This window comes from Kribbella sp. NBC_00382, assembly GCF_036067295.1.
In the GTDB taxonomy this organism is placed as follows: Bacteria; Actinomycetota; Actinomycetes; order Propionibacteriales; family Kribbellaceae; genus Kribbella.
Map to the genome: position 1 here is coordinate 4917074 of NZ_CP107954.1, position 25160 is coordinate 4942233.

Annotated in this window: 24 protein-coding genes; 14 read left to right on the top strand and 10 right to left on the bottom strand. The window is 68.0% G+C overall.

Annotated elements, in window-relative coordinates; translation table 11 throughout:
* The first annotated feature begins 21 nt into the window (after positions 1-21).
* The 9 genes from OHA70_RS23770 to OHA70_RS23810 all read left to right on the top strand — a co-directional run bounded on the left by OHA70_RS23770 (position 22) and on the right by OHA70_RS23810 (position 8796).
* Entirely contained in the window at positions 22-1383 is a 1362-nt protein-coding gene (locus OHA70_RS23770; RefSeq protein WP_328321203.1) for a bifunctional folylpolyglutamate synthase/dihydrofolate synthase, read from the top strand.
* Entirely contained in the window at positions 1380-1712 is a 333-nt protein-coding gene (locus OHA70_RS23775; protein ID WP_328321205.1) for a DUF4233 domain-containing protein, read from the top strand. The genes OHA70_RS23770 and OHA70_RS23775 overlap by 4 nt, the downstream gene beginning before the upstream one ends.
* A 56-nt stretch (positions 1713-1768) precedes the next feature.
* Positions 1769-2179: a nucleoside-diphosphate kinase gene (gene ndk / locus OHA70_RS23780; RefSeq protein ID WP_328321207.1), complete on the top strand. Its 411-nt coding sequence runs from the start codon at positions 1769-1771 to the stop codon at positions 2177-2179.
* A gap of 122 nt (positions 2180-2301) precedes the next feature.
* Entirely contained in the window at positions 2302-3327 is a 1026-nt protein-coding gene (locus OHA70_RS23785; RefSeq protein WP_164603246.1) for a rod shape-determining protein, read from the top strand.
* A 3-nt stretch (positions 3328-3330) separates the two neighbouring features.
* Positions 3331-4257: a rod shape-determining protein MreC gene (gene mreC / locus OHA70_RS23790; RefSeq protein WP_328321209.1), complete on the top strand. Its 927-nt coding sequence runs from the start codon at positions 3331-3333 to the stop codon at positions 4255-4257.
* 1 nt (position 4258) lies between these two features.
* Complete coding sequence (mreD, locus tag OHA70_RS23795; protein WP_328321211.1) at positions 4259-4792, top strand: rod shape-determining protein MreD; 534 nt, start codon at positions 4259-4261, stop codon at positions 4790-4792.
* Entirely contained in the window at positions 4789-6846 is a 2058-nt protein-coding gene (mrdA, locus tag OHA70_RS23800) for a penicillin-binding protein 2 (RefSeq protein WP_328321213.1), read from the top strand. The genes mreD and mrdA overlap by 4 nt, the downstream gene beginning before the upstream one ends.
* Entirely contained in the window at positions 6843-8009 is a 1167-nt protein-coding gene (gene rodA, locus OHA70_RS23805) for a rod shape-determining protein RodA (protein ID WP_328321215.1), read from the top strand. Before mrdA ends, rodA begins: the two co-directional genes overlap by 4 nt.
* A 49-nt stretch (positions 8010-8058) precedes the next feature.
* Positions 8059-8796, top strand: coding sequence for a hypothetical protein (locus OHA70_RS23810; protein ID WP_328321217.1), 738 nt, complete (start codon positions 8059-8061; stop codon positions 8794-8796).
* A gap of 9 nt (positions 8797-8805) precedes the next feature.
* Here the strand turns inward: OHA70_RS23810 and OHA70_RS23815 are convergent, their stop codons facing one another.
* Complete coding sequence (locus OHA70_RS23815; protein WP_328321219.1) at positions 8806-9264, bottom strand: Lrp/AsnC family transcriptional regulator; 459 nt, start codon at positions 9262-9264, stop codon at positions 8806-8808.
* 79 nt (positions 9265-9343) lie between these two features.
* On the opposite strand from OHA70_RS23815, the gene OHA70_RS23820 reads away from it, so the two are divergent.
* The gene (locus OHA70_RS23820; RefSeq protein WP_328321221.1) at positions 9344-9754 is read left to right on the top strand and encodes a DUF2000 domain-containing protein; all 411 of its coding nucleotides are present in this window, start codon (positions 9344-9346) and stop codon (positions 9752-9754) included.
* A 5-nt stretch (positions 9755-9759) separates the two neighbouring features.
* Here OHA70_RS23820 and OHA70_RS23825 read toward each other — a convergent pair whose 3' ends face one another.
* On the bottom strand, positions 9760-10725 hold the full coding sequence (locus OHA70_RS23825) for an asparaginase (RefSeq protein WP_328321223.1): 966 nt from the start codon (positions 10723-10725) through the stop codon (positions 9760-9762).
* Positions 10726-10800: 75 nt separating this feature from the next.
* Here OHA70_RS23825 and pcaD point away from each other — a divergent pair, with 75 nt between their 5' ends.
* From pcaD to OHA70_RS23840, 3 genes are all read left to right on the top strand, one after another.
* Positions 10801-11559 (top strand): 3-oxoadipate enol-lactonase, encoded by a 759-nt coding sequence (gene pcaD / locus OHA70_RS23830; protein WP_328321225.1) that lies wholly within the window; start codon positions 10801-10803, stop codon positions 11557-11559.
* Between the two features lie 52 nt (positions 11560-11611).
* On the top strand, positions 11612-13852 hold the full coding sequence (locus OHA70_RS23835; protein ID WP_328321227.1) for a KAP family P-loop NTPase fold protein: 2241 nt from the start codon (positions 11612-11614) through the stop codon (positions 13850-13852).
* A gap of 120 nt (positions 13853-13972) precedes the next feature.
* Complete coding sequence (locus OHA70_RS23840; protein WP_328321229.1) at positions 13973-15904, top strand: TIGR03960 family B12-binding radical SAM protein; 1932 nt, start codon at positions 13973-13975, stop codon at positions 15902-15904.
* Here OHA70_RS23840 and OHA70_RS23845 read toward each other — a convergent pair.
* The 5 genes from OHA70_RS23845 to OHA70_RS23865 form a co-directional block, all read right to left on the bottom strand.
* The gene (locus OHA70_RS23845; RefSeq protein ID WP_328321231.1) at positions 15893-16327 is read right to left on the bottom strand and encodes a hypothetical protein; all 435 of its coding nucleotides are present in this window, start codon (positions 16325-16327) and stop codon (positions 15893-15895) included. The genes OHA70_RS23840 and OHA70_RS23845 overlap by 12 nt on opposite strands.
* Positions 16328-16446: 119 nt before the next feature.
* Entirely contained in the window at positions 16447-17805 is a 1359-nt protein-coding gene (locus OHA70_RS23850; RefSeq protein WP_328321233.1) for an HAD-IA family hydrolase, read from the bottom strand.
* Complete coding sequence (locus tag OHA70_RS23855; RefSeq protein WP_328321235.1) at positions 17802-19145, bottom strand: M28 family metallopeptidase; 1344 nt, start codon at positions 19143-19145, stop codon at positions 17802-17804. The genes OHA70_RS23850 and OHA70_RS23855 overlap by 4 nt, the downstream gene beginning before the upstream one ends.
* Before the next feature lies 1 nt (position 19146).
* Positions 19147-19377, bottom strand: a complete 231-nt coding sequence (locus tag OHA70_RS23860) for a hypothetical protein (RefSeq protein ID WP_328321237.1) — start codon at positions 19375-19377, stop codon at positions 19147-19149.
* A gap of 56 nt (positions 19378-19433) precedes the next feature.
* Positions 19434-21533: a M43 family zinc metalloprotease gene (locus OHA70_RS23865; RefSeq protein WP_328321239.1), complete on the bottom strand. Its 2100-nt coding sequence runs from the start codon at positions 21531-21533 to the stop codon at positions 19434-19436.
* A gap of 174 nt (positions 21534-21707) precedes the next feature.
* Between OHA70_RS23865 and OHA70_RS23870 the strand changes: the two genes are divergently transcribed.
* Positions 21708-22247, top strand: a complete 540-nt coding sequence (locus OHA70_RS23870) for a hypothetical protein (RefSeq protein WP_328321241.1) — start codon at positions 21708-21710, stop codon at positions 22245-22247.
* Here the strand turns inward: OHA70_RS23870 and OHA70_RS23875 are convergent.
* Genes OHA70_RS23875 through OHA70_RS23885 form a run of 3 tightly spaced genes read right to left on the bottom strand, consistent with a single transcriptional unit; the run spans position 22244 to position 24991 of the window.
* Positions 22244-23227 (bottom strand): GNAT family N-acetyltransferase, encoded by a 984-nt coding sequence (locus OHA70_RS23875; RefSeq protein WP_328321243.1) that lies wholly within the window; start codon positions 23225-23227, stop codon positions 22244-22246. The two genes, OHA70_RS23870 and OHA70_RS23875, sit on opposite strands and share 4 nt — an antisense overlap.
* A gap of 42 nt (positions 23228-23269) precedes the next feature.
* Positions 23270-24148: a prephenate dehydratase gene (locus tag OHA70_RS23880; RefSeq protein ID WP_328321245.1), complete on the bottom strand. Its 879-nt coding sequence runs from the start codon at positions 24146-24148 to the stop codon at positions 23270-23272.
* A gap of 39 nt (positions 24149-24187) precedes the next feature.
* Positions 24188-24991: a lysophospholipid acyltransferase family protein gene (locus tag OHA70_RS23885; RefSeq protein ID WP_328321247.1), complete on the bottom strand. Its 804-nt coding sequence runs from the start codon at positions 24989-24991 to the stop codon at positions 24188-24190.
* Between the last annotated feature and the right edge of the window lie 169 nt (positions 24992-25160).

Below are 25160 nucleotides of genomic sequence, written 5' to 3' on the forward strand. Positions count from 1 at the left end.
CCCACCTAGACTGGCGGTCTGATGAGCGCACTCTCTTATGCCGAGGTATCGGCGAAGCTTCAGGCCCGTTGGCCGGAGAACAAGATCGATCCCACGCTGGACCGGGTCCGGCGGCTCGTCGAGCTGCTCGGGGATCCGCAGAAGACCTACCCGGTCGTCCACCTGACCGGTACCAACGGCAAGACCTCCACCGCGCGGATGGTCGATGCCCTGCTGCGCGAGGCCGGACTGCGCACTGGGCGGTTCACCAGCCCGCATCTGGAGTCCGTCCGCGAGCGGATCACGCTGAACGGCGAGCCGATCGACGAGCAGCGGTTCGTCGAGGTCTATACCGAGATCGAGCCGTACGTCGATGTCGTCGACTCCGAGAACGAGCACCCGCTGTCGTTCTTCGAGGTGATGACCGCGATGGCGTTCGCCGCCTTCGCGGACTCGCCCGTCGACGTCGCGGTGGTCGAGGTCGGCCTCGGCGGCACCTGGGACTCCACCAACGTCGCCGACGGCACGGTCGCGGTGATCACCCCGGTCGCCGTCGATCACGCGCACATCCTCGGCGCCGATCCGGTCACCATCGCCCGGGACAAGTCCGGCATCATCAAGCCCGGCAGCACCGCGGTGATCTCGCAGCAGAGCCTCGACGTTGCCGAGGTCCTGGTACGCCGGGCCGCCGAGGTCGGCGCCCAGGTTGCCCGTGAGGGACTCGAGTTCGGAGTCCTCAGCCGTTCGGTCGCGGTCGGCGGCCAGCTGATCTCGTTCAAGGGTCTCGGCGGCGAGTACGAGGACATCTTCTTGCCGCTGCACGGTGAGTATCAAGCCCACAACGCCTCCACCGCGCTGGCGGCCGTCGAGGCGCTGCTCGGGGCGAGCGGGCAGAACGAGGGCCAGCGGATGACCCGCGAACTGGTCGAGGCAGCGTTCGCCGAGGTGACCAGCCCCGGCCGGATGGAGGTCGTCCGGACCAGCCCGACGGTCATCGTCGACGCGGCGCACAACCCGCACGGCGCGCAGGCGACCGCCGAGACGGTGTCCGAGGCCTTCGCGTTCCAGCCGCTGATCGGCGTACTGGGCTGTATGAAGGACAAGGACGTGTACGGCGTGCTCGAGGCGTTCGAGCCGATCATGGAGACCGTCGTCTGCACCCGGAACTCGTTCGAGCGGTCGATGCCGGCCGAGGAGCTCGGCGAGATCGCGGCCGAGATCTTCGGCGAGGACCGGGTGCTGGTCCGGCCCAAGCTGCTCGACGCGATCGACGACGCGATCCGGCTGGCCGAGGAGAACGCGCTCGCGATGGGCACCGGCGGCGTCCTGATCACCGGCTCGGTGATCACCGCGGGCGAGGCCCGGACCCTGCTGGTCCGCAAGCCGGCCGGGGAGAAGCGGTGAGATCGCTCGCCGGTATCGTCCTCGGCTTCGAGTTCATCGTGCTGGCGCTCGTCACGCCGGTGATGATCTCGGTCGCCGACGTGAAACCCGGTACTGCGATCCCGCTCTGCCTCGGCCTGGCGGTCCTCGCACTGGTTGCCGCCGGACTCCTGCGCAACCAACTCGGGTACATCCTGGGCTCGGTCATCCAGGTCGCCGCAGTCGGTCTCGGCTTCGTCGTACCGGTGATGTTCGTGCTCGGACTGGCCTTCGCCGCGTTCTGGGTGATGGCGATCGTGCTCGGCCGCCGGATCGACGAAGCCAAGGCCGCCCAAGCAGCCCAAGCCTGACAAACCACTAGGCTCAACCGCAGTACACCCGCCACAGCATCGGAGAGAGAACAGACATGTCGCAGCGCACCCTCGTCCTGCTCAAGCCCGACACGGTACGCCGTGGCCTGGTCGGGGAGGTCCTCGGACGGTTCGAGGCGAAGGGCCTCGCCGTCGTCGCGATGGACCTGCGCACGATCGACGGCGAGCTGGCTGACCAGCACTACGCCGAGCACGTCGAGCGGGACTTCTACCCGCCGCTGCGCGAGTTCGTCACCAGCGGCCCGCTGGTCGCGCTGGTGCTCGAGGGCGACGAGGCGGTCGAGGTGGTCCGCGCGCTGAACGGCGCCACCGACGGCCGCAAGGCCGCCCCGGGCACGATCCGCGGCGACCTTTCGCTGTCCAACCGGGAGAACCTCGTGCACGGTTCGGACTCGCCGGAGTCGGCCGACCGTGAGATCAAGATCTGGTTCCCGGACCTGCCTTAGTCGCTGTGTGAGTGGACCGATACGATGCGTCGTGGGCAGGCGGGACGTGTCGGTCCCCGGCTGGCGGTGGGTCCGCGCCTAGCCTGAGAACTCCGGGACCCGAGCAGGTGGAGGGCGCCGCAGTGGCGAACAGCATGCTGGGCCGCGATATGGCGGTCGACCTCGGTACAGCCAACACTCTCGTGTACGTGCGTGGACGTGGGGTCGTGCTCAACGAGCCGTCGGTGGTCGCGATCCGCACCGACGAGCCGCGCGAGGCCGTCGCGTTCGGCGCCGAGGCCAAGAAGATGATCGGCCGTACGCCCGGCAACATCACCGCCATCCGGCCGCTCAAGGACGGCGTGATCGCCGACTTCGACGCCGCCGAGCAGATGCTCCGGTACTTCATCCAGCGCGTGCACCGCCGCCGGTACTTCGCCAAGCCGCGCATCGTCGTCTGCGTCCCGTCGGGCATCACCGCCGTCGAGCAGCGCGCCGTCCGCGACGCCGGGTACATGGCCGGCGCCCGCAAGGTCTACATCATCGAGGAGCCGATGGCCGCCGCACTCGGCTCGAACCTCGAGGTCCGCGACGCGACCGGCAACATGGTGGTCGACATCGGCGGTGGTACGACCGAGGTGGCGGTGATCTCGTTCGGCGGGATCGTCACCAGCCAGTCGATCCGGGTGGCCGGCGACGCGATCGACAAGGCGGTCGTGAACTACTGCAAGAAGGAGTACTCGCTGATGCTCGGCGAGGCCACCTCCGAGCAGATCAAGATGACGATCGGCTCGGCTTTCCCGACCTCGGACGGGCCGGACTCGGAGATCCGCGGCCGGGACATGGTCTCCGGGCTGCCGCGCACCGTGAAGGTCTCGTCGGCGAGTATCCGGCAGGCGATCGAGGAGCCGATCACCGCGATCGTCGACGCGGTCAAGGCCACCCTGGACAAGACGCCGCCCGAGCTGGCCGGCGACATCGTCGACCGGGGCATCGTGCTGACCGGTGGTGGCGCGCTGCTGAAGGGCATGGACGAGCGGCTGCGGCACGAGACGGGGATCCCGATCCACGTCGCGGAGAACCCGCTGGACGCCGTCGTGCTCGGCGCGGGCAAGTGCGTCGACAACATCGAGACGCTGAACCGCATCCTCGTCACCGACCGCCGCTGACCGATGCTGAAAGATCTTGGTACGCCGGCGCGCGGGCTGGTCCGCTCGGCCGGGCTGCCCCGGGAGATCCGCCGCCGCCGGACCATCCTGGTGCTCGTCATCCTGGCCTCCTTCACCTTGATCGTGCTGGACGCGCGACGCTCGGCGGGCTCACCCGTCGAGCCGCTGCGGCATGCGGCGGCGACCGTCTTCGGCCCGCTGGAGTCGACGGCGACGAACGCCCGACAGCCTGTGGACAACCTTCGGGACCGGTTCGCCGAAGTGGATACATTGAAGGCAGAGAACGAAAAACTCCAAGCAGAGAACGAGAAACTCACCAGCGAGCTGCGGACCACGGACTACGCCCGCAATCGCGCCGACGAGCTGGACCGCCTGTTGAAGGTGGCTCCGACCTACACGGTGACGCCGGCCCGGGTGATCGGCCTGGGCAGCGCGCAGAGCTTCAACCACACAGTGACCATCGATGCCGGAACGGCGGACGGAGTGCGACCGGACATGACAGTACTGACTGGCGACGGGCTGGTGGGCCGCGTCGTGCGGACCACCCAAGCCACCGCCACGGTGCTGCTGATCGGCGACCGCAACTCGACCGTCGGCGGCCGGCTGAACTCGACGATGGCGCTCGGGTTCGTGTCCGGCCGGGGCGAGGTCGGCTCGTCGGCCGCGCTCGACTACAAGCTCGTCGACCTGAAGGCGCGGCCGAAGGCGGGCGACCGGATCGTCACCTGGGGTTCGAGCGGCAACGCGCCGTACGTGCCCGGGGTGCCGATCGGCGAGGTCACCTCGGTGACGTCGGTCCAAGGCGCGCTCGGCTCGACCGCGCTGGTGAAGCCGTTCGTCGACCCGAGTCGACTCGACCTGGTCGGCGTCGTCACCGGGCCGCCCGCGCGAGCGCCGCGTACCGCCGTGTCGCCGGAGAAGGGCCGCTGAGATGCCGGCGATCCGGATCGGGCTGGCCGCGCTCTTCCTGATGCTCGCGGTGACTCTGCAGACGTCCGTGCTGCCGCAGATCGCTGTCGCCGGGGTCACCTGCGACCTGGTGATGATCGTGGTGGTCGCGCTGGCGTTGTCCCGAGGCGCTGAGTGGGGTGCGATCGCGGGCTTCCTCGGCGGGCTGTTGCTCGACGTGGTGCCGCCTGCCGATCACACTGCTGGCCGCTGGGCTTTGGCGCTGGCGTTGTCGGGGTACGTCGCTGGCCTGGTCCGGCGGGAGACGTCGGCGGGTCCGGTTGGTCCACTTGGGGTCGCGCTGACCGTAGTACTGGGTGCGGCGCTGTCGCTGACTGTGTACTCCGCGACCGGGTCGCTGCTGCATGATCCAGCCGTCGACTGGGGCGAGTTCGGCGTTCGGCTCGGCATCGCCGCCGGGTACGACGTAGTTGCCGCGATCGTGGTCATCCCGCTGGTGATGTGGGTGATGGGACGCGTCGTCCCGGCGCGGGAGCGGCGGCGGGTGCTGCCATGAGCTTCGACAGCTTCAACCCGGCGCCGCTGAAGCCGCGGTTGCGCCTGTTCGTGATCCAGGTGCTCGTCTTCTCGCTGATGTTCACCTTGATCGCCCGGCTCTGGTACATGCAGGTGATGTCGTCCGACGACTACTCACAGGCCGCCACTCAGAACCACACCCGCGAGGTGCTCGTCCCGGCGCCGCGCGGCACGATCGTCGACGCCGCCGGCCGGACCCTGGTCGGCAACCGGGTCTCCTTGGTGATCACCGTCGACCGCTCGGTGCTCGCGAAGCTGCCCGACGGTCAGCAGCAGGCAGTGCTGGCCCGGCTGGCGAAGGTGCTCGGCCAGAAGCCGAAGGACCTGACCGCGCGGACCATGCTCTGCGGCGAGCCCGGTGCCTCCAAACCGCCGGCCTGCTGGAACGGAACGCCCTACCAGCCGATCCCGGTCGCGAAGGACGTCAGCGAGCAGGTCGCGATCGAGGTGATGGAACGCCGCGAGGACTTCCCGGGCGTGGCCGCCGAATCCCAGACGCTGCGCGCCTATCCGGCACCGTTCAAGGTGAACGCGGCCCACATCCTCGGCTACCTCTCGCCGATCACCACCAACGAGCTGGACGACCTCGACAAGGCCGGACAGGACTCGGTGCCGCACCGCTCGGACCTGGTCGGCCGGGCCGGTGTCGAGCGCACCTACGACCAACTGCTGCGCGGGACGCCGGGCGTCAAGAACGTCATCGTCGACGCCGTCGGCTACACCACCGGCCTGCAGAGCCAGACCGCGCCGGTGCCGGGCTCGACCCTGATGACGAGCATCGACGCGCGGATCCAGGCCTCGGTGGAGGCACAACTGCGCGGCGCGATCATGACGGCGCGCAAGCAGTACGACAAGATCACCCATCGCAATTACGTAGCCGACTCCGGCGCGGCCGTCGTGATGGATACCAAGACCGGCCAGATCGTCGCGATGGCGAGCTACCCGAGCTACGACCCGGGCGTCTGGGTCGGCGGCATCTCGCAACGCGAGCTCGACGAGCTGTACTCCACGAAGGCCGGCACGCCACTGGTGTCGCGGGCGATTCAGGGCCAGCTCGCCCCCGGTTCGACCTTCAAGCCGATCACCACCGCGGCCTCGTTCGCCAACGGGTACGGGCCGAAGACCCGGCTGGACTGCTCGTCGTACTTCGAGGTCGGCGACCGCCGGTTCAAGAACTACGAGTCCGCCTCCTACGGGATGATCGGTTTCGACCAGGCGCTCGCCATCTCCTGTGACACCTTCTTCTACCGGATCGCCTACGCGCTGTGGCTCAAAGAGGGTGGCAACTCCGGCGACATCACCGCCGCCGATCCGATGGTCCAGATGGCGAAGGGCTTCGGCCTCGGCAAGCCGACCGGTATCGATCTGCCCGGTGAGGTATCCGGCCGGATCGCCGACCGGAAGTGGAAGAAGGAGTACTACGACGCGCAGAAGGATTACTACTGCAAGCTCGCCGACAACCCACCGGCCGGCACGTCGGCGTTCCTGAAGCAGTTCTCCCGCGAGTTCTGCGCGGACGGCTACCGCTACCGGGCCGGTGACGCGGTCAACTTCGCCATCGGCCAGGGCGACACCACGGTCACTCCGTTGCAGATGGCAACGGCCTACTCGGCGCTGTCGAACGGCGGCACGCTCTGGCAGCCGCGGGTGGCGAAGGCGGTGATCGCCCCGAACGGCAAGCTTCGGCCGGTGCCGTCGAAGGTCGCGGCCAAGCTGCCGGTGCCGGCCTCGACGCTGCGCTACATCGACCGGTCGCTCAAGGAGACCGCAAAAACGGGTACGGCGGCCTGGAAGTTCAACGGCTTCCCGCTCGACAAGATCCCCGTCCGGGTCAAGACCGGAACGGCCGAGGTCTACGGCAAGCAGACCACGTCCTGGATGGCCAGCTACACCGATCGCTACGCCGTCGTGATGATGATCAGCCAGGCCGGTACCGGCTCGGGCGCCTCCGGTACGGCGGTTCGCAACATCTACGAGACGCTCTACAACGTGAAGCCGCCGGTCGCACCGCCGGGGAAGAAGGCCGACCGATGAGCCTGCTCACGCCGATCCGGCAGTCCCGACCCCGGGCCGATCGGCGCTCGACGCTCTGGCAGGTCGATTGGGTGCTGGTGATCGGCGTGCTCGCGCTCTCGGCGATCGGATCGCTGCTGATCTGGTCGGCGACGTACAACCGCACGGCGCTCACCGACGGCAACCAGCACGCCTTCCTGCTCCGGCATGCGATGAACTTCGCCATCGGTCTCGTCCTCGCCGTGCTCGCTGCCGTCAGCGATCACCGCCGACTCCGCATCCTCGCCCCAGTCCTGTACGCCGCGTCGGTGGTCGGGCTGATTCTCGTCCTGGTCCCCGGTGTCGGCGCGGTGATCAACGGGTCGCGCTCGTGGATCCAGGTGCCCGGGATGTCGATCCAGCCGAGCGAGTTCGCCAAGCTCGCGGTGATCGTCGGGATGGCGCTGCTGATCGCGGAGAAGGGCGAGACGAACCACCGTGAGGCGCGCACGATCGACATCGCCCAGGCGATCGCGGTCGCGGCGATCCCGGTGCTGCTGGTGATGCTGCAACCCGACCTCGGCACGGTGATGGTGCTCGGCTCGATCGTCTTCGGCATCGTTGCGGTCTCCGGTGTGCCGAAGCGCTGGATGCTCGGCATCGTCACCGCGGCGACGGTGATCGCGGTGCTCGCGATCCAGTTCAACGTGCTGAAGAAGTACCAGCTGGCCCGGTTCACGGCGTTCGCGGATCCGGCGTCGGACCCGCAGGGCATCGGCTACAACGTGAATCAGGCGCGGATCGCGATCGGCAACGGCGGCGTCTTCGGGCAAGGCCTGTTCCATGGTTCGCAGACGCAGAACGGGTTCGTGCCCGAGCAACACACCGACTTCGTCTTCACCGTCGCGGGGGAGGAGCTCGGTCTGGTGGGCGCGGGTGCGATCATCTGCCTGTTCGTGCTGATCCTGTGGCGCGGACTGCGGATCGCAGTCAACGCCCGGGACGCGTTCGGCCGGCTGATCGCCACCGGCGTGGTCTGCTGGTTCGCCTTCCAGGCCTTCGAAAACATCGGCATGACGCTCGGAATCATGCCGGTCACCGGACTGCCGCTGCCCTTCGTCTCCTACGGCGGTTCCTCGATGCTCGCCGGGCTGCTGGCAGTCGGGCTCCTACAGAACATCCACCTGCGATCCCACCAGGTGTGAGTCGGGTACGCTTCAGCTTCCCTGCGCTCTCGACGGTTCTGGATGGGTCATGAAGCTCGCGTCGTCGTTCCCGCTCGCCGTTGCCGCCGTCCTCTCGTTGTCGCTCACCGCCTGTGGTGACGACAAGCCCAGTGGAGCCTCCACCCCGACCCCGACACCCTCGGTGACGGCGACTCCGACGGAGAGTACGCCGACCGAGACCGGTCCGGTCAAACGCTCGAAAACCGAGCTCACCAAGGCCCTTCTCGAGTTGAAGGAGCTGCCGAGCGGCTTCTCCGAGGAGGAGGACGACCCGGCTGAGGGCAGTACGCCGTTCTCCGCGCCGACCAGCAAATGCAAGCCACTGGTCAAGCTGCTCAACGCCGACGAGGCCCCGGACTCCAAGCGGAGCGTGCATCGCTCGTTCTCGGGCAGCCAGGAAGGCCCGTACATCGACTTCTCGCTCGACTCGATGAGCACCTCGAAGGCGGTCCGCGAACTGCAGACGTCGTACAAGGAAGCCGTCGCGTCCTGCAAGAAGGTCACCATGCGGATGGAGGGCGCGGGCTCCACCCAGATGGAGGTCGTGGAGACGGCTGCTCCTCAGTTCGGCGACGAGCCCTTCGCCTTCAAGCTGACCGGCGTCAGCGGGCCCAAGGAAGGCCTCGAGTTCGACGCTGCCATCACCGGCATCGGCGACGTCATCCTCGCTGTGGGCGTCCTGGCCGGCCAGCCAGGTGAACTGGACGGCGCTACCGAGGCGGCGGTCGAAAAGGCCCGCACCACCCTCACCAAGACCGGCGGCTGACCTGCCGGTTCAGCGGTCGGGGAGGGGGAGGACTGTGGTTCGGCGGTGGTGTTCGAAGACCACGGAGCTGCGGATGTCGGCGATCTCCTGGCGTTTGGCGAGGTCGAGGACGAAGTCCCGCAGCGCCTGGGTGTCCTTGACAGCGACGTGGGCCAGGAAGTCGGAGGCGCCGGAGACCATGAACATCGCCAAGGTCTGCGGGAGTTTCTGGACATAGGTCTGGAAGGTGGTGGCCGTCGCCATCGCTTGCGGGCGCAGCTTGATCGAGATGATCGCCTGGGTCGAGCGATCGATCGCCTGCAGGTCGACCTCCGCGTGGTAGCCGCTGATGACACCGCGGTCGCGCAGCCCTCTGATCCGCTCCAGACACGTGGACGGCGCGATCCCCAGTTCGGCGGCCATCTCCCGATTGGTCCTCCGCGCGTCGTTCTGCAGCATCCGCAGCAGTGCCGTATCAAGTTCGTCCATAGCTGGCAGTTTCGCAGATCCGCCGAACATCGTTCGGTACTGGCGTCCGCCAGCCGTTCAGCGGGCTAACGTCGGTGCCGTGTTGGCGAACAAGATCGTCGTAGTCATCGACGCAGATGCACCAATCGGAGTAGCACTCAACGCAGCCGCGCTGGTCGGGGTAGCCGTCGGCTCGCACGTGCCCGACATGGTCGGCGCGGATGCCCAGGACGCAGCCGGCAACCCGCACCCCGGCATGTGTGTCCATCCGATCCCCGTCCTGAAGGCGGCAGCCGACCGCCTCACCCAACTACGCGAGGCTGCGGCTGCCCACCCCGAGGTCGTCGTCCACGACGTCAACCAGGTCGCCCGGATGTCCCGCACCTACGACCAGTACCAAGCCACGATGGCCGGCACGAAACCCGAAGACCTCGACTACACAGCCCTGGCAATCCACGGCCCCCGCCAAGCAGTCGACTCCCTAACCGGCGCCCTACCCCTCTACCGCTAGCCCGGCTAGAGCACCGAGCGGATCTCGCCGACTGGGCGGCCGCCGCCGAGGACTGGGAGGGCGAGTAGGTCGGCGGCGGGGGAGGTGTCGACGCCGCACTTGCCCAGCAGGGTGAGGGCTAGGGCGGTGGTGGCTCGGGGGTTGCCGTCGATGACTTTGATGGCTACCGCGTGGCCGTCGGGGGTGGCCATGGCGATTACACCTTCGGCGCCGCCCTTGGCGATGATGCCGGGGAGTAGTCGCATGACTTCGGTGTTCTGGTGGCCTTTGCCGCCGACGAACTCTGGGTACTGGCGCATCGCGGCCGAGACCTGGCCTTCCGGAGTACCGGCTGGGGCTGTTGCCAGGCGGGAGAAGGCGAGGGCTAGACCGGAGAGGGGCATGCCGAGTAGGGGAGTGCCGCAGCCGTCGACGGTGAGGACTCCGGTGGAGGACGCGGTCAGACGCTCGATCTCGGTGGTGATCGTGCGCTGGACCGGCGACTGAGGATCGAGGTAGGTGGCAGGGTTGTTGCCTTGGGCGACGGTTGCCAGGAGCATTGCGGCGTGTTTGCCGGAGCAGTTCATCCGGACGGCTGAGGGTTCGATGCCTTCGGCAATCAAACGGAAGCGGGTCGGCTCGTCCTCCGGGCGGTCCGGCGGACAACCCAGAGCCGATCGGTCCAGGCCGGCCGCAGCCAGCAGGCGGTCCACCACCGCGACGTGCCGATCCTCGCCGGTATGACTCCCGGCGCCGATCGCAGCCTCCTCATTGACGAGCTCGGCCCCGGCGACGATGCACCCCACCGCTTGCAACGGCTTCGCAGTCGACCGCGGCAGTACGACAGCATCGACGTCCCCGGCCGCGAATAAGACCTTCCCATCCGGATCGAGCGCCACCGCCAGCCCGAAATGCCGGCTCTCGACGAACCCGCTCCGCACCACCTCGGCCAGCTCGACCACATTTCCCAACCCCGGGACACCCTTGATCATGGCCCGACGTTAGCGCCTCCATCGTTCAAGCACTCGCCCTTCCGAGGCGCTAGCAACGTTCGTACTGTGGGCTCCATGCGACTCAACTACGAGACGACCGGTCCTGACGATGCGCCTGTGCTGCTGCTCGGGTCGTCGCTCGGTACGACGCACGCGATGTGGGCGCCGCAGCTCGACGTACTGTCCCAGCGGTTCCGGGTGATCGCGTTCGACCATCGCGGGCACGGCGACTCCGAGGCGCCCGACGGTCCGTACACGATCGAGGACCTCGGCGGCGACGTCATCGAGTTGCTCAACGACCAGCTGATCGAGCGGGCGTCGTACGTCGGCATCTCGCTCGGTGGCGCGGTCGGCCTCTGGCTGGCCGAGAACGCGCCCGACCGGTTTCACCGTTTCGCGATCCTCTGCCCGCCGGCGTACCCGGCCGCCGGCGCCCAGATGTGGACCGACCGAGCCGCCCAGGTGCGCGCCGAAGGCACCAAGGCAATCACCGAGGCGACGCTCAGCCGCTGGTTCCTCCCCGAGTACGCCGATGCGCACGCCGCCGACGTCGACACCATCCGCCAGCAACTCCTCACCACCTCCCCCGAGGGCTACGCCTCCTGCTGCGAGGCCCTGGGCGCCATGGACCTCCGCCCCGCCCTAGCAGACATCACGGCCCCCGTCCTTCTCATCACCACAGAGTCAGACACCTCAATCCCACCCGAGACCGTTATCCCCCTGGCCGGCCAAATCCCCGGCGCCCACCTCGAGATCCTCGAGAACGCCGCGCATCTGGTCACCTACTCCCACGCCGACCAGATCAACAAGCTCCTACTCACCCACCTGACCTGACCATTGTCCGTAGCCACCGCTCAGCCACTACCCTGCGTCAGGGGAGGGGTGCATGGCTGAGCAGCAGGAACACCTTGTGGTGAACGTCGACGGGCATCGGGTCGAGGTCTTTCTCCGCAATCTCTTCGACAGCGACGCCCGGGTGCTGGTCGTGCCCTGCAGTACCAGCGGCAGTATCGCGCCAGACTTCGCGGTACGGCTGGATGCCCTCGGCATCATGCGGCCGAAGCGCGAACTCGCGCCAGGTGAGGTCGTCGAGTTGCCATCGGCCGACGGGCGCCAGACGATCCTGCTCGCGGCCGTGGTCGCGACGAACGAGCCGACAGAACAGCTGGTACTGGAAGCCGCGCGCCGGGTGGGCGAGATCGCTGTCCGCATCGATGATGCCGCCGTCCGGCCCGGCGGCACGGTGTTCCCACTGCTCGGCAGTGGTGCCGGCCTGCTGACGCCGGAGGATTCGCTGAGTGCGATAGCGGTCGGTTTCGGCACCGCAGATCCCAGCATGGCTCCATACATCCATGTGCTCGACAAGGCGATCTTCGACCGTCTCCGCAAGCTGAGCCTGAGCAGCACCGACGCCCCGGAGCCGTCCAGCAGTAGCAGCACGGCCGATCCGGCAGGTCAGCGGTCCAGTCGAGCACCGGAGCAGGCCGCAACGACTGCCTCCCCGGTGACCGCCTCCACGGGGACCTCTCGTGAGCGGCGCTCGGAGGAGTTGGTTCCTACTCATACGGATGGGCCGGCGTACGTCGATGAGCTCGGGCGGCAGGGGTTTGCCCGGGTACTGGCCAAGCGGATTCGGGATGCGCGGAAGGAAGAGGCGAGGAACAGCCGGCAGGCGGAGGCTTCGCGGGGTGCGGCGTTCATCGTCCATCTGCACGCGCCCTGGGGTGCGGGCAAGACCTCCGTGCTCAACTTCCTCGCCGACGAGCTGCGGAAGGCAGACGACGAGGCTGACGAGAAGCGTTGTGTCGTGGTCGAGTTCAACGCCTGGCGGCATCAGCGGATCGAGCCGCCGTGGTGGTGGTTGATGACGGCGCTGTACTCCGGTGCCGTCAGGGAGCTCTGGAAGTTCGACAAGCCACGGGCGATCCGCCTCTGGGTCCGCGAGCGGGTCTGGCGGGCGAAGGGTGGCTGGCCCGGGTACGTGGCTCTGCTGCTCGTCGCGGGAGCGGTCATGTGGGCCTGGCAGGCTGGCTGGTTCACAGCCCCAGGCAAGGACGAGCCACCCTCGCCGAACACGTTCAAGGACTATGTAGTCGCAGCAGCGGCGATCATCACTCCCGCGCTGACCGTCTGGGGGCTCCTGCATGCGATGGGCCGGTGGGTCTTCACCACCTCGGCCAGGGGCGCCAGACGGTTCATGGCGAATACCAGTGACCCGATGCGGACGGTGCAGGATCACCTGGCTGACCTGACCAAGTGGATCCACCACGACGTCGTGGTGATGATCGACGATCTCGATCGCTGCAAGGGCCCGTACGTGGTGGAGTTGCTCGAGGGCATCCAGACGCTGTTCCGCGACGTACCGGTGACGTACGTGATCGCAGCGGATCGTGACTGGCTGGCGGACAGCTACGCTGCGGAGTACGCCGGGTTCGTGAGCGGTACAGGCGAGGTCGGTCGGCCGGTCGGATACCTCTTCCTGGAGAAGACGTTCCAGATCTCGACCGGTTTGCCGCAGGCAGGTGCCCGGCTCGCTGCGTTCTGGGGGCGCATCCTGCGGTCGCCGCGAGTACCGGAGCAGGCCGACCTAGCTGAGGCCAGTGTTGAGGCGGGCGGTGACCTGGTACCTCCGAACGTCGCCGCCGCCGTCGCGAAGGGCCTTGCGCGACCGGACCAGTCCGTGGCCGAGGTGTACGGCCAATGGGAAGAGAAAGCCGTCGGCATGGTCAGCGAACGCGCCCAGCCGCAACTCCAGCACACCCTCGAGCCGTTCCGCCACCTGCTCGGCCGGGACCCGAACCCCCGCGCAATGAAGCGCCTCGTCAACGCGTACGGCATCGCCCGCGGCATCGAGACGCTGCAGGGTGTGAACCTCGAGGAGAACCCCGTCCGCGAGCAGGAAACCGCCCTCTGGACCATCCTCACCCTCCGCTGGCCCAAACTCGCCGGCCACCTGGCCCGCTACCCAGAACACCTCGAGTACGTCGGTACCGCCGACCCACCCACCACCATCCCGGCCGACCTCCGCCCCCTCTTCACCGACCCAGAACTCCACGACGTAGTCCACGGCAAAAACGTAGAAGCCGAACTGACCCGCGAAATCCTCGAAGCCACCACCCTCCGCTGACCGCCCTTGACTTGACCCGACCACCGTCCGTAGCAGGGGGAAAGTGGTGAGGGATGCGGGGTCGGGCGGGGTGCGGCGTTAGGCTGGTAGGCGCTCTGACCTCTGACTGGAAGTTCTGTGATGACTGCTGAGTCCTTGTTCTCCCGCCTGGAGCCGCTGCTGCCGACGGTGCAGAAGCCGATCCAGTATGTCGGTGGTGAGCTGAATTCGGTCAGTAAGGACTGGGACTCGGCGAGTGTGCGGTGGGCGTTGATGTATCCGGACGCCTACGAGGTCGGGCTGCCGAACCAGGGCGTGCAGATCCTGTACGAGGTGCTGAACGAGCGGGAGCACACGCTCGCGGAGCGGACGTACTCGGTCTGGCCGGACATGGAGCAGGTGATGCGGGACAACGCGATCCCGCAGTTCACGCTGGACAGTCACCGGCCGGTCCGGGCCTTCGACGTGTTCGGGCTGTCGTTCTCGACCGAGCTCGGCTACACCAACATGCTGACCGCGCTCGATCTGGCCGGGATCCCGCTGCACGCCGTCGACCGGACCGATGAGGACCCGATCGTGCTGGCCGGTGGGCATGCCGCGTTCAACCCGGAGCCGATCGGCGACTTCATCGACGCGGCGGTGCTCGGTGACGGTGAGGAGATCGTGCTCGCGATCTCCGACGTGATCCGGGAGTGGAAGGAAGAGGGCAGCCCGGGTGGGCGCGACGAGGTGCTGCACCGGCTCGCCTCCACCGGCGGCGTCTACATCCCGAAGTTCTTCACCGTCGACTACCTCGACGACGGCCGGATCAAGCGGATCGCCCCGAACCGCCCCGGCGTGCCCTTCCGGACCGCCAAGCACACCGTGATGGACCTGGACGCCTGGCCGTACCCGAAGAAGCCGCTGGTACCACTCGCTGAGACCGTCCATGAGCGGTTCTCGGTCGAGATCTTCCGCGGCTGCACGCGTGGCTGCCGGTTCTGCCAGGCCGGGATGATCACCCGCCCGGTCCGCGAGCGCAGCATCACCACGATCGGCGACATGGTCGAGAACGGCCTCAAGCAGACCGGCTTCGAGGAGGTCGGGCTGCTCAGCCTGTCCTCGGCCGACCACACCGAGATCGCCGAGGTCGCCAAGGGCCTGGGCGACCGGTACGAGGGCAGCAACGTCTCGCTGTCGTTGCCCTCGACAAGGGTCGACGCGTTCAACATCACGCTGGCCAACGAGTTCTCCCGCAACGGCCGGCGCAGCGGTCTGACCTTCGCCCCCGAGGGCGGTTCGGAACGGCTGCGCAAGGTGATCAACAAGATGGTCACCGAGGAAGATCTGATCCGTACCGTCGCAGCGGCGTACAGCCATGGCTGGCGGCAGGTGAAGCTGTACTTCATGTGCGGGCTGCCGACCGAGACCGACGAGGATGTGCTCGCGATCGCCGACCTGGCCAAGCGGGTGATCCAGACCGGTCGTGAGGTGTCCGGCCGCAACGACATCCGCTGCACGGTGTCGATCGGCGGGTTCGTGCCGAAGCCGCACACGCCGTTCCAGTGGGCCTCGCAGCTCGGGGTCGAGGAGACCGACGCCCGGCTGGCCAAGCTGAACGCGGCGATCCGGTCGGACAAGAAGTACGCCAAGGCGATCGGCTTCCGGTACCACGACGGCAAGCCGGGCATCATCGAGGGACTGCTGTCGCGCGGCGACCGCCGGGTCGGCCGGATCATCGAGCAGGTCTGGCGCGACGGCGGCCGGTTCGACGGCTGGAGCGAGCACTTCTCGTACGACCGCTGGATCGCCGCCACCGAGAAGGCACTGGCCGACACCCCGGTCGACCTCGCCTGGTACACGACGCGCGAGCGCGAGTACGCCGAGGTGCTGCCGTGGGACCACCTGGACTCCGGGCTGGACCGCGACTGGCTGTGGGAGGACTGGCAGGACGCGCTCGAGGAGGACGGCGCGATCGAGGTCGAGGACTGCCGCTGGACGCCGTGCTTCGACTGTGGCGTCTGCCCGCAGATGAACACCGAGATCCAGATCGGCCCCACCGGCAAGAAGCTCTTGCCACTCTCAGTCCTCTAGGAGATCCCGGCGCTTGAGATAGCGCCGGGCCGCGAAATGACCGTTCTCGGCGGCCATCCGGTACCACCCGTCGCTGGCATCGATTCCATCGCGCCGCTCGACGAGCCGGCCCAGTTCCCACATCGAGTCGACATCGCCGTGGTCGATCGCGACCAGCAGCAGCCGTTCCGCCCGGGCGTCGTCGCCGGTGCTCAGGGCATCCATCGCGAGCGCCCGGATCGCCCGTGGGTTGCCCGCCTCGGCGGCTGCCCGCGCGGCTTCCGGAGTACGGAATCCTTGCCGGCGTGGGCCGGTCCACAGCCACAGGGCGGAGAGCACGCCGACGGCCCAGATGCCGAGCCCGACGTACAGCATCGCCTTGTTGTCGGTGATGACCGCGGCCAGGGTGAATCCGGCCGCGGCGGCGAACAGAAACAGCGTCATCGCAGGATCCTCTCCCCAGCGCTGCCCGCCCCCCAGCGGTCCCACTTAGCCTCAAGGTAACCGAAGCGCGGGTCCAGCACCTCCTGCAACAGCGTGCCGCTGACCCTTCAAACGCAGGGTCAAACGCTCGAAGCAGCCAGCAACGCGTCGCTCAGCGACAGTTCGCCGGCACTGCTCAGCACCAGATCAGCGCTCAACGCAACGACATACGGGTTGGGGATGGCAACGGTCGCCATACCCGCCGCGCGGGCTGCGGCGACGCCGTGCTGGGTGTCCTCGACCGCGGCAGTCGAAGTACCAGGCAGTCCGAGGCGGTCCAGCGCGAGCTGATACACCGCTGGATCAGGCTTGTGCGCGGAGACCTCGTCCCCGGCAGCGATCACGTCGAAGAGTTCGAGCGCGCCGACTCGCTCCAGATGTCCAACCACCCACGACCGCTCCGAACTACTGGCAATCGCAAGTCGCAGACCAAGCTCGCGGGCCTCCAGCAACCATGCGTGGATGCCCGGCCGGAAGTCGAGGTCCTCATGCAGCCGATCCCGGTACGCCGTACGCCGCGCATGACTCACCTCGCGATCAAAGTCCGGCACCAAAGCAGCCAACTGGGCGTACCGAGCCTCCTTCGTATCCCCACCGTGCCCCGGCCAGAAGTCGTCGTCCAGCACCAACTCGAGCCCATGCTGCGCCCACTCGAATTCCCAGCTCTTCACCAGCGTCGTCTCGGTGTCCATCAGCAGCCCGTCGAAGTCGAACACCACCGCCTCGATCGGTGCCCCCACCAACCGCATCGCCAGCCGATGGATCTCGGCCCCGGTCAACCCACACAGCTCCAGATAGCTCCGCACCCCGCCGTACCGCGCATCGACATGATCCAAAGAATCCAGAATCGTCTCCGGCAGCGTCCGCGACAGCACCTCCGCCGCAGCGCGTTCCTCGACCGGCAGCTCGGCGATCCGGGCGAGTACCCCGAGGCGGTCCTCGCTGATCGCGTAGTCGGCTGCGATCTCCTCCCGCGGCACCCCGACCAGATCGAGCAGCAAAGCGACCAGCAGCCCGGTCCGATCCTTGCCCGACTTGCAATGCACGACGACCGGCAGCTCCGCGGGCGCATCCGCCAGCGCCTGCAGAGCGGCGCCGATCTGTCCCTGGTTGCGATCGAGACTGCCGCGATAGATGTCCGCCATCAGCGGCTCGTCGGCGGGCACCCGTTCCTTCTCCCGGACCGGATCGATCCACGGAATCCGCCGGTACTCCGCGACGCCCGCCAGCGGATGCGTCTGCGTCATCTCCCAATCCGAGCGCAGGTCAAGCACCAACCCAGCCCCGACAGCGACCAGCGCCTCCCGCCCGACAGCGTCGAGCTTGTCGGGGGAGTCCGTCCGGATCATCGTCCCGCCCCGCGTCACCCCGCCGTACCGGGTCGAAAACCCGCCCAGATCACGCGTGTTCAGGCAACCACTCCACGAAAGGTCCGTCACCCGGAGGAGCCTATGACACCTCCCAACGACTCGAAATCATGCCAAGTCCCGCCGTCCCAGTAGAGATGATGCAGAGCGGAGTCGCTGCCGCGAACGAAGATGTCGAGCCGGCCCGGCCCCCAGGAAACCGCCGACCCCGCCGGTTGCGGACGCGGCGCCTCAGCCGCACCGACCAGGCCGAGCCAGCCGGCGAGCGCGGCGATGTTCATCCGCAGGATCTCGGACGCCAAGGCCCAGTCAAGGAACTCGAGCTTGTCGTCAGCCGAGTGGATGTGCCCGTTCGCACTGTCCGCGCCCTCGATCGTCAGCACCGCCGGCACACCCGCGTTGATGAACGGCACATGGTCACTGGCAAAGGGATTCAGCGACGTCTCGACCCTCAGCCCCGTGTACGTCGCGGCCGCCGCCGCAAGGTCATCCATCTGCCCCGACGACACCGGCGCCCCCTCCAGCAGGACGGTCGGCAGTACCGTGTTCTTCGACGCGATCATGTCCATGTTGAGCACCGCGCGAATCCGCGCCCGCTCCCCAGCCGGCAGCGCAGCGACGTACTGCTTGCTCCCGAACAACCCCTCTTCCTCACCACCGAAGAGGATCAGCCGGACATCGTGTTCCCACTTGCGACTCGCGATCAGCCGCCCGAGCTCCAGTACGCCGGCCGCCCCGCTCCCGTTGTCGTCAGCACCCGGCGCGTTCCCACCAGGCCCACCCGCAAGATTGATCGAGTCGAGGTGCGCCGTGATCACCACCAGCCCGCGAGTACCAGCTCCCGACCCCAAACGATCGCCGATCAGGTTCTCCGAATGACCTGCCCCGACGGTGATCGGAGTACGCGTGACGCTGTAGCCGAGGGCAACCATCCGGGCCGCCACGAACTCCACCGCCGTGGTGAACGACGCGCTGAGCGAATGCCTGGTCGGCAGTGATGCCAGCCAGGTCAGATCCGCCTGGTACGACGCCGGCGCGAGCTCACCGACCAGCCCGGCAACCACAGGGTCGGCGCGCCGGGCCGACCGGACCGGCACGTCGACGACCGTCATACCGGGCTTCAACGCCTCGACCCGCCAGCAGTGGTTGGAGCGCCTCCGGGGTTTGTCAGCGGCCGAGATCACCAGATGGCGACCGTGGTCGAGCAGCGGCGTGACGTCCGGATACTCGTCCTGGAAGCTCCGTCCGACCTGCGTCACGAGCACCAGGCCGGGCACGGTCCGGGAGGCCCGGCCGAGTTTCTGGTCGGCGGGTCCCCACAGGATCGTCTTGTCGCCGAACCGCGCCGACTTGGCGCCGTCGGCCGCATCCGCGGTCGGCACCACCAGGTACCGAACAGGCGAACCGGTCATCTCACTCCTTCCAACGAATCTCCAGCCGATCCGGTGCCGCCGCCACGATCGATCCGGCGGAGCCTGTACTACGGCTGATCTCGCCGCCCGCCGACCAGCGGCCGCCATGCCCCTCCGGCGCGTCGCCGCGGCCGATCAGCCAGTCGGTGAAGCTGCCGTCGGCGTGGAACTCCACCCCCCGCCGGCCGCGAGCCGGCGGGAAGGCGAAGTCGTCGCGGCGGTAGACGGTCACGCCGTCGTGGTCCTCCTCGAAGGAGTGCGTCCACCGCCCGACCAACTGCTGGCTGTTCAGTTCAGCACCGCCTGCTCGGTGGTGGCGCCGTTCGGCAACAGGTCCGGCGCCGGCTGATCCAGCTTGAAGTCGCTGATCACACCGCCGAGCGCCTCGTACCCGGTGATGGACGGTCCCCAGGCCGTTCCGTCCCACCACTTGTGGTACATCCCGCCGTCCGTTCCGACGACGAAGACGTCCAGTCGATCGGGTCCCCACGAGGTCACACGCGGCTCGTCGGTGCAGATGCCGCCGAGCGACTCGAACCCGGACCACGACGTGCCGTCCCACCACTGGTGGTACAGCGCCGAGTCGGTACCGAGCACGAAGACGTCCAGCCGGTTCGCGCCCCACGAGACCACGGTCGGCGCGCTCGTGCAGATGCCGCCGAGGTTCTCCCAGTCCGCCGACCACGCCGTACCGTCGTACCACTTGTGGTAGAGCGCGGAGTCGGTACCGATGACGAACAGGTCGAGCCGGTTCGGACCCCAGGCCACCGCGGTCGGGGGAGAGGCGCAGACGCCGCCGAGCGACTCGAAGCCGCCCCACGCCGTGCCGTCCCACCACTTGTGGTAGATCGCGTTGTCCGTGCCGAGCACGAAGACATCGAGCCGATCGGGGCCCCAGGCAACTACTTCGGGCGGGCTCATGCAGATGCCGCCGAGGTTCTCGAAGTCGTTCCAGGCCGTGCCGTCCCACCACTTGTGGTAGAGCGCGCGGTCGGTCCCGAGCACGAAGACGTCCAGCCGGTTCTCGGCCCACGAGGCCACCCGCGGCGGGCTCATGCAGATGCCGCCGAGCGCTTCGTAGCCCGTCTCCGACGGTCCCCAGGTGGTCCCGTCCCACCACTTGTGGTAGACCCCGTGGTCGGTTCCGAGCACGAAAGCGTCGAGCCGGTTCGGCCCCCAGGACGCCACTTCGGGAGCACTCACGCACACACCACCCAGGTATTCGTAGCCGCTGACGGACGGTCCCCACGCGGCTCCGTCCCACCATTTGTGGTACGTCGCACGGTCGGTACCGAGCACGAACGCGTCGATCCGGTTGTCGTCCCACGACACAACCGGCCCGGCGGGAGTCGGCTGTGCGGTACCGGAGACCGAAGCCTGGTTGAGGTCCTTCCGGATGGTGTCCAGACAGGCCTCCATCCGGGCCACCTGGTCGGTGGTGAACATGACCATGCCGCGGTCGTCGGTGTAGTCCATGTAGTTGACGAACAGGTCGCCGTTCGGCCCGTTGCTGCAGGACAGCTTCGGGAACGTCGGTACGCCGAAGTTCGGGCCGCCCTGGTTGGGGGTGTCCGCGACCTCGTCGCTACCGCTGCAACCGGTGCCGTCGTCGCCCCAGATGTGGAACAGGTTGAGGTAGTGGCCGATCTCGTGCGTCGTGGTGCGACCGAGATCGAACGGCGCAGCCGCGGTCCCGTTGGTGCCGAACCCGCTCTGCAGGATGACGACGCCGTCGGTCTCTGCCGGGCCGCCGGGGAACTGCGCGTAGCCGAGCAGACCGCCACCGAGCTGGCCGACCCAGATGTTCAGGTACCGATCGGCCGGCCAGGGATCGATGCCACCGGTCGCCGACGACTTGATCTTGTCGTCCGTGCTGAACCCGGTCTGCGTCGTCTGGGTCCGGGTGACGCCCGTCGTCGGGTTGCCGCTCGGGTCCGTCGTCGCCAGCGCGAACTCGATCCGCGCGTCGGCGACCAGCCCGGTGAACGGCGCCGGGACGATGCCGACGTCTGTGTTGGCCGCTCGGAAGTCGCGGTTCAGCACCTCGATCTGGCTGTCGATCTGGGCCTGCGAGATGTTCTGCGCGGCCGTGTTCCAGACGACGTGCACCACGACCGGGATGTGCGCGGTCCCGCTGAACCGCTGCTGACTCGCGACGTACTGCGTGGTCGCGTTCTCCAGGTAGGAACGCGCCGCCACGTACTCCGCCGACGTGGACAGCAACCGCCGGTGCACATCCATCACGCCACACTGCCGCCGGCTGGGCGGCTGACTGTCACGCCCCATCCCCGCGCCGCTGCTACCGCCGGTCCCCATCATTCCACCGGGCATCTGGTTCCCGGTGTCCTGTTCGTTCTTGTCCGCTCTCCCGTTGGCCTTCCTCGGCATTTCTTCCCCCTAGTACGTGCGGGGGCAAGGAAAGGAGCTTGAACAGGATGCCCCCCAAGACGCTGCTCTTTTTCAGCGTGCTCCCGGCACCGCCGGTGCACAAGACCGGGAGCCCCGGTAGTCAATTTCACCGTTTCCCTTGCGTACGTTGGAGAATGGCGTCAGGAGGGGTGAATGAGACGAGAGCTGTCCGTTCCGTTCGAGGTCCGCGGTCAACGCGGACTGATCAATATCCGCGTACTGGCCAACGACGATCCCTATGCCTCCGGGCACGGGTTGGTCGTGCCAGGCCTGGACGCGAAGTCCTACCGCAACTTCCCGATCTGTACTGCGACGCTGCGCTACCACGGTCAGGGCATCAACGCGATCATGGGCTGGATCCAGCTCGTCACGCGAGCCGGCACCGTCACGGTGGACGCGCCGGCCTTCACCGCCGACGCCAGCCCACTGTCCGCGTACGGCTTCCTGCCGACCTTCTTCGACGCCCCCGCGCATCCGGAAGATCCCGACGGTGTCTGGCGCGCGGACACGTTCCTGGTGATCGTGCCCGACGTGATCCACACCCGCGTCGTCGAGCCGGTCGCCGCCTTCACCTGGGGCTACCGACTCCACGGTGGCTACGCCGACCCGCTCGACCCAGCCCGCCGTTCAGCCGACTGGCAAGACCACCGCGCCACCCTCGCCGCGCGCTACCCGTATTGGATGTTCCTCTAGATCTCCAGCTCCCAGTCGGTCCGTTGCGCGACCGGGCGGAAGCCGAGATGCACGTTGACGGCGATCATCGGAGCGTTCGTCGTCGCGTTCCAGGTGTGCAGGACGGCCGGGCGGTCGAGCCCGGCCTGCAGCGACCGGAAGTTGGGAACCTTCACGGCGAGCCCGAGCCGCCGACCGCGATGCTCGGGCCGGACGAACGTGTCCCACTGGTAGAGGCGCCCGGGGTCGCTGGTCGCGCCACCCATCTGCGTGTAGGCCGCCAGCTGACCGTCCTTGTCGACCGCGACCGTGGTGTGGCAGAAGCGCCCTTGCTTGAGCCTGCGCGCCTCGGCCTCACGCAACCGCTCCGGCGTCCACCGGGCCGGTTCCTGATCGAGGTCTCCGGTCGGTACGTCGGTCGACATCGCGCTCAGCGCATCGGCGAACTGCTCGACCCATTCGTCCGGGGTGTGCTCCCGCCACTGGACGATCTCGTACCCGTCGACCGGCTGGTCCAACTCGGCCAGCCGTTCCTCCGACAGCGGCAACTCGAGCACTTGATGCAGCTCGACGAGTTTGCGGACGAACCCGTGCTTGGTGGCGAACGCAGTACCGGCGCTCTCGCCGGTCTCCGCGTCGCCCAGGATCATGCCCGCGAGCAGTCGGCGGTCGTCCTGCTTGGCGCGCTCGATGACCGCGTCGAGAAGTTTGGTGCCCACGCCTGTACGCCGGTACGGCGCGGCAACCGCGATCTCGACCTCGACGAGATGGGTGTTCTCCTGCAATGGCCAGTCGAACCAGGCGATCCCGAGCCACGTGTCGCCGTCGACCAGCCCGAGTCCGTCGGCTCGCATGTCGGAGTGCTGGTCGGCCATCAGGACCCGCGCCTCCTCCAGTCCGAGGCCAGACGGGAACTCGGCTTCCCGGCGTACCGCGTCTCGGAGGTTGTAGAACTGCTCGAAGGTCTCGCGGTCCCGGCCGTCCACTGTCACGAATTCCATCTCGCGACCCTATGGGGTGCGGCCGGGGGAGCGCGCTTGGTTTTAGTGGTGGGGCCGGAGGGTGCGGTTGGCGGCCGGTTCGGCGATCTGCTCGCGGAAGGGGTGGGCCGGGTAGACGCCGAGGATCCGGACCTCGACCGAGAAGAAGGCGAGCTCCTCCAGGGCGAGGGCGACGTGCGGGTCCTCGGGGTGGCCCTCGACATCGGCGTAGAACTGGGTAGCGAAGAACGAGCCGCCGAGCTGGTAGCTCTCCAGCTTGGTCATGTTGACGCCGTTGGTCGCGAAACCGCCCATCGCCTTGTAGAGCGCGGCAGGCACGTTGCGGACCCGGTAGACGAAGCTGGTGATCGTCGGCGCCGACCCCACCGCGGGCACCTGCGGCTCGCGCGACAGCACCAGGAACCGGGTCGTGTTGTGGTGCTCGTCCTCGACGTCCTCGGCCAGGATGTCCAGCCCGTAGAGGCCGGCCGCGGCGACGGGGGAGAGGGCGGCGACGGTCGGGTCGTTCAGCTCGGAGACCTCGCGTGCGGCCCCGGCGGTGTCGTCGGCGACGACGGTCGCCCAGCCGTGCTCGCGGATGATCTTGCGGCACTGGCCGAGCGCGTGGACGTGGCTGCGGACCGTCTTGATCGACTCGATCGGCGTACCGGGCGTGGCCAGCAGCTGGAAGTGGATCGGCAGGAAGAACTCGCCGATGATGTGCAGCCCGGAGTCCGGCAGCAGGTGGTGGATGTCGGCCACCCGGCCGGCGATCGAGTTGTCGACCGGGATCATCGCCAGCCCGGCGCGGCCGGTGTTCACCGCCTCGAGGGCGTCCTCGAAGGTGGTACAGGGCAGCTGTTCGCGGCCGGGAAACATCTCGGTGCACGCCATCGCCGAATTGGCTCCTGGCTCACCCTGGTACGCGATCGGTCCGCTCACGGTTTCCCAGCCTAGTGCCACCCTGTCTCACCCCTTGACTCAGGTGTCCGACTTGCGGACCTTCTTGGGTGCGCCGGTGGGTGCCCGGCCCTCCAGCTGCTTGGCCTTGGTGGCGTACATGTCGACGTACTCCTGGCCGGACAGCTCCATGATCTTGTACATGATCTCGTCGGTGACGGCGCGCAGGATCAAGCGGTCGCTCTCCATCCCGTCGTACCGGGAGAAGTCCAGCGGCTCGCCGAACTTGACCGTCGGGGAGGCGAACGAGGCGACCACCTTGCCGGGCGGCGCGACCACGTCGGTGCCGATCACGCCACACGGGATCACCGGTACCTTCGCCTCGAGCGCGAGCCGGGCGACGCCGGTCCGGCCCTTGTAGAGCTTGCCGTCGTGCGAGCGGGTGCCCTCGGGGTAGATGCCGAACAGATCGCCGCGCTCGAGCACCTTCAGGCCGGCCTTGATCGCGCCCTCGGACGCCGAGCCGCCGGACCGGTCGATGGGGACCTGGCCGGTGCCCTTGAAGAAGCCGCGCTGGAACGTGCCCTTGAGTCCGGCGCCGGTGAAGTAGTCCGACTTGGCGACGAAGGTCACCCGGCGGCGCAGTACCAGCGGCATGAAGATCCAGTCCGCGTAGGACAGGTGGTTGCTCGCGATGATCGCCGGCCCGATGTCGGGGATGTTCTCGGCGCCCTCCACCTTCGGGCGGAAGATGCGCTTGACCGGCGGGCCGACCACGACGTTCTTCAGCACCCAGTAGATGCCCTTGCCATCGCCGTCACCGGCGTCGTCGACCGGACGCTCAGGCTCCGGCTCGAACCGCGGCGACTGTGCCGGTTCCGTCATCGATGTCCTTTCCTCACGTTTCCCCGAGCCCTCATGATGCCGTACGCCGCCCCGGGCCGCTCCTGGCTACTGGCAAGTTCGCCGCGCGGGAACCGCTGACAAGGCCGCCGCGATCTCCGTAGGCTTCTCACGGCGGGCTCGCCACGAGCCGGACCGGGGCGCCGGAACT

Coding starts and splice junctions, on each gene's coding strand:
- OHA70_RS23770 (WP_328321203.1), top strand. CDS start 22: ATGAGCGCACTCTCTTATGCCGAGGTATCGGCGAAGCTTCAGGCCCGT.
- ndk (WP_328321207.1), top strand. CDS start 1,769: ATGTCGCAGCGCACCCTCGTCCTGCTCAAGCCCGACACGGTACGCCGT.
- mreC (WP_328321209.1), top strand. CDS start 3,331: ATGCTGAAAGATCTTGGTACGCCGGCGCGCGGGCTGGTCCGCTCGGCC.
- mreD (WP_328321211.1), top strand. CDS start 4,259: ATGCCGGCGATCCGGATCGGGCTGGCCGCGCTCTTCCTGATGCTCGCG.
- mrdA (WP_328321213.1), top strand. CDS start 4,789: ATGAGCTTCGACAGCTTCAACCCGGCGCCGCTGAAGCCGCGGTTGCGC.
- rodA (WP_328321215.1), top strand. CDS start 6,843: ATGAGCCTGCTCACGCCGATCCGGCAGTCCCGACCCCGGGCCGATCGG.
- OHA70_RS23810 (WP_328321217.1), top strand. CDS start 8,059: ATGAAGCTCGCGTCGTCGTTCCCGCTCGCCGTTGCCGCCGTCCTCTCG.
- OHA70_RS23815 (WP_328321219.1), bottom strand. CDS start 9,264: ATGGACGAACTTGATACGGCACTGCTGCGGATGCTGCAGAACGACGCG.
- OHA70_RS23825 (WP_328321223.1), bottom strand. CDS start 10,725: ATGATCAAGGGTGTCCCGGGGTTGGGAAATGTGGTCGAGCTGGCCGAG.
- pcaD (WP_328321225.1), top strand. CDS start 10,801: ATGCGACTCAACTACGAGACGACCGGTCCTGACGATGCGCCTGTGCTG.
- OHA70_RS23835 (WP_328321227.1), top strand. CDS start 11,612: ATGGCTGAGCAGCAGGAACACCTTGTGGTGAACGTCGACGGGCATCGG.
- OHA70_RS23840 (WP_328321229.1), top strand. CDS start 13,973: ATGACTGCTGAGTCCTTGTTCTCCCGCCTGGAGCCGCTGCTGCCGACG.
- OHA70_RS23845 (WP_328321231.1), bottom strand. CDS start 16,327: ATGACGCTGTTTCTGTTCGCCGCCGCGGCCGGATTCACCCTGGCCGCG.
- OHA70_RS23855 (WP_328321235.1), bottom strand. CDS start 19,145: ATGACCGGTTCGCCTGTTCGGTACCTGGTGGTGCCGACCGCGGATGCG.
- OHA70_RS23865 (WP_328321239.1), bottom strand. CDS start 21,533: ATGCCGAGGAAGGCCAACGGGAGAGCGGACAAGAACGAACAGGACACC.
- OHA70_RS23870 (WP_328321241.1), top strand. CDS start 21,708: ATGAGACGAGAGCTGTCCGTTCCGTTCGAGGTCCGCGGTCAACGCGGA.
- OHA70_RS23875 (WP_328321243.1), bottom strand. CDS start 23,227: ATGGAATTCGTGACAGTGGACGGCCGGGACCGCGAGACCTTCGAGCAG.
- OHA70_RS23885 (WP_328321247.1), bottom strand. CDS start 24,991: ATGACGGAACCGGCACAGTCGCCGCGGTTCGAGCCGGAGCCTGAGCGT.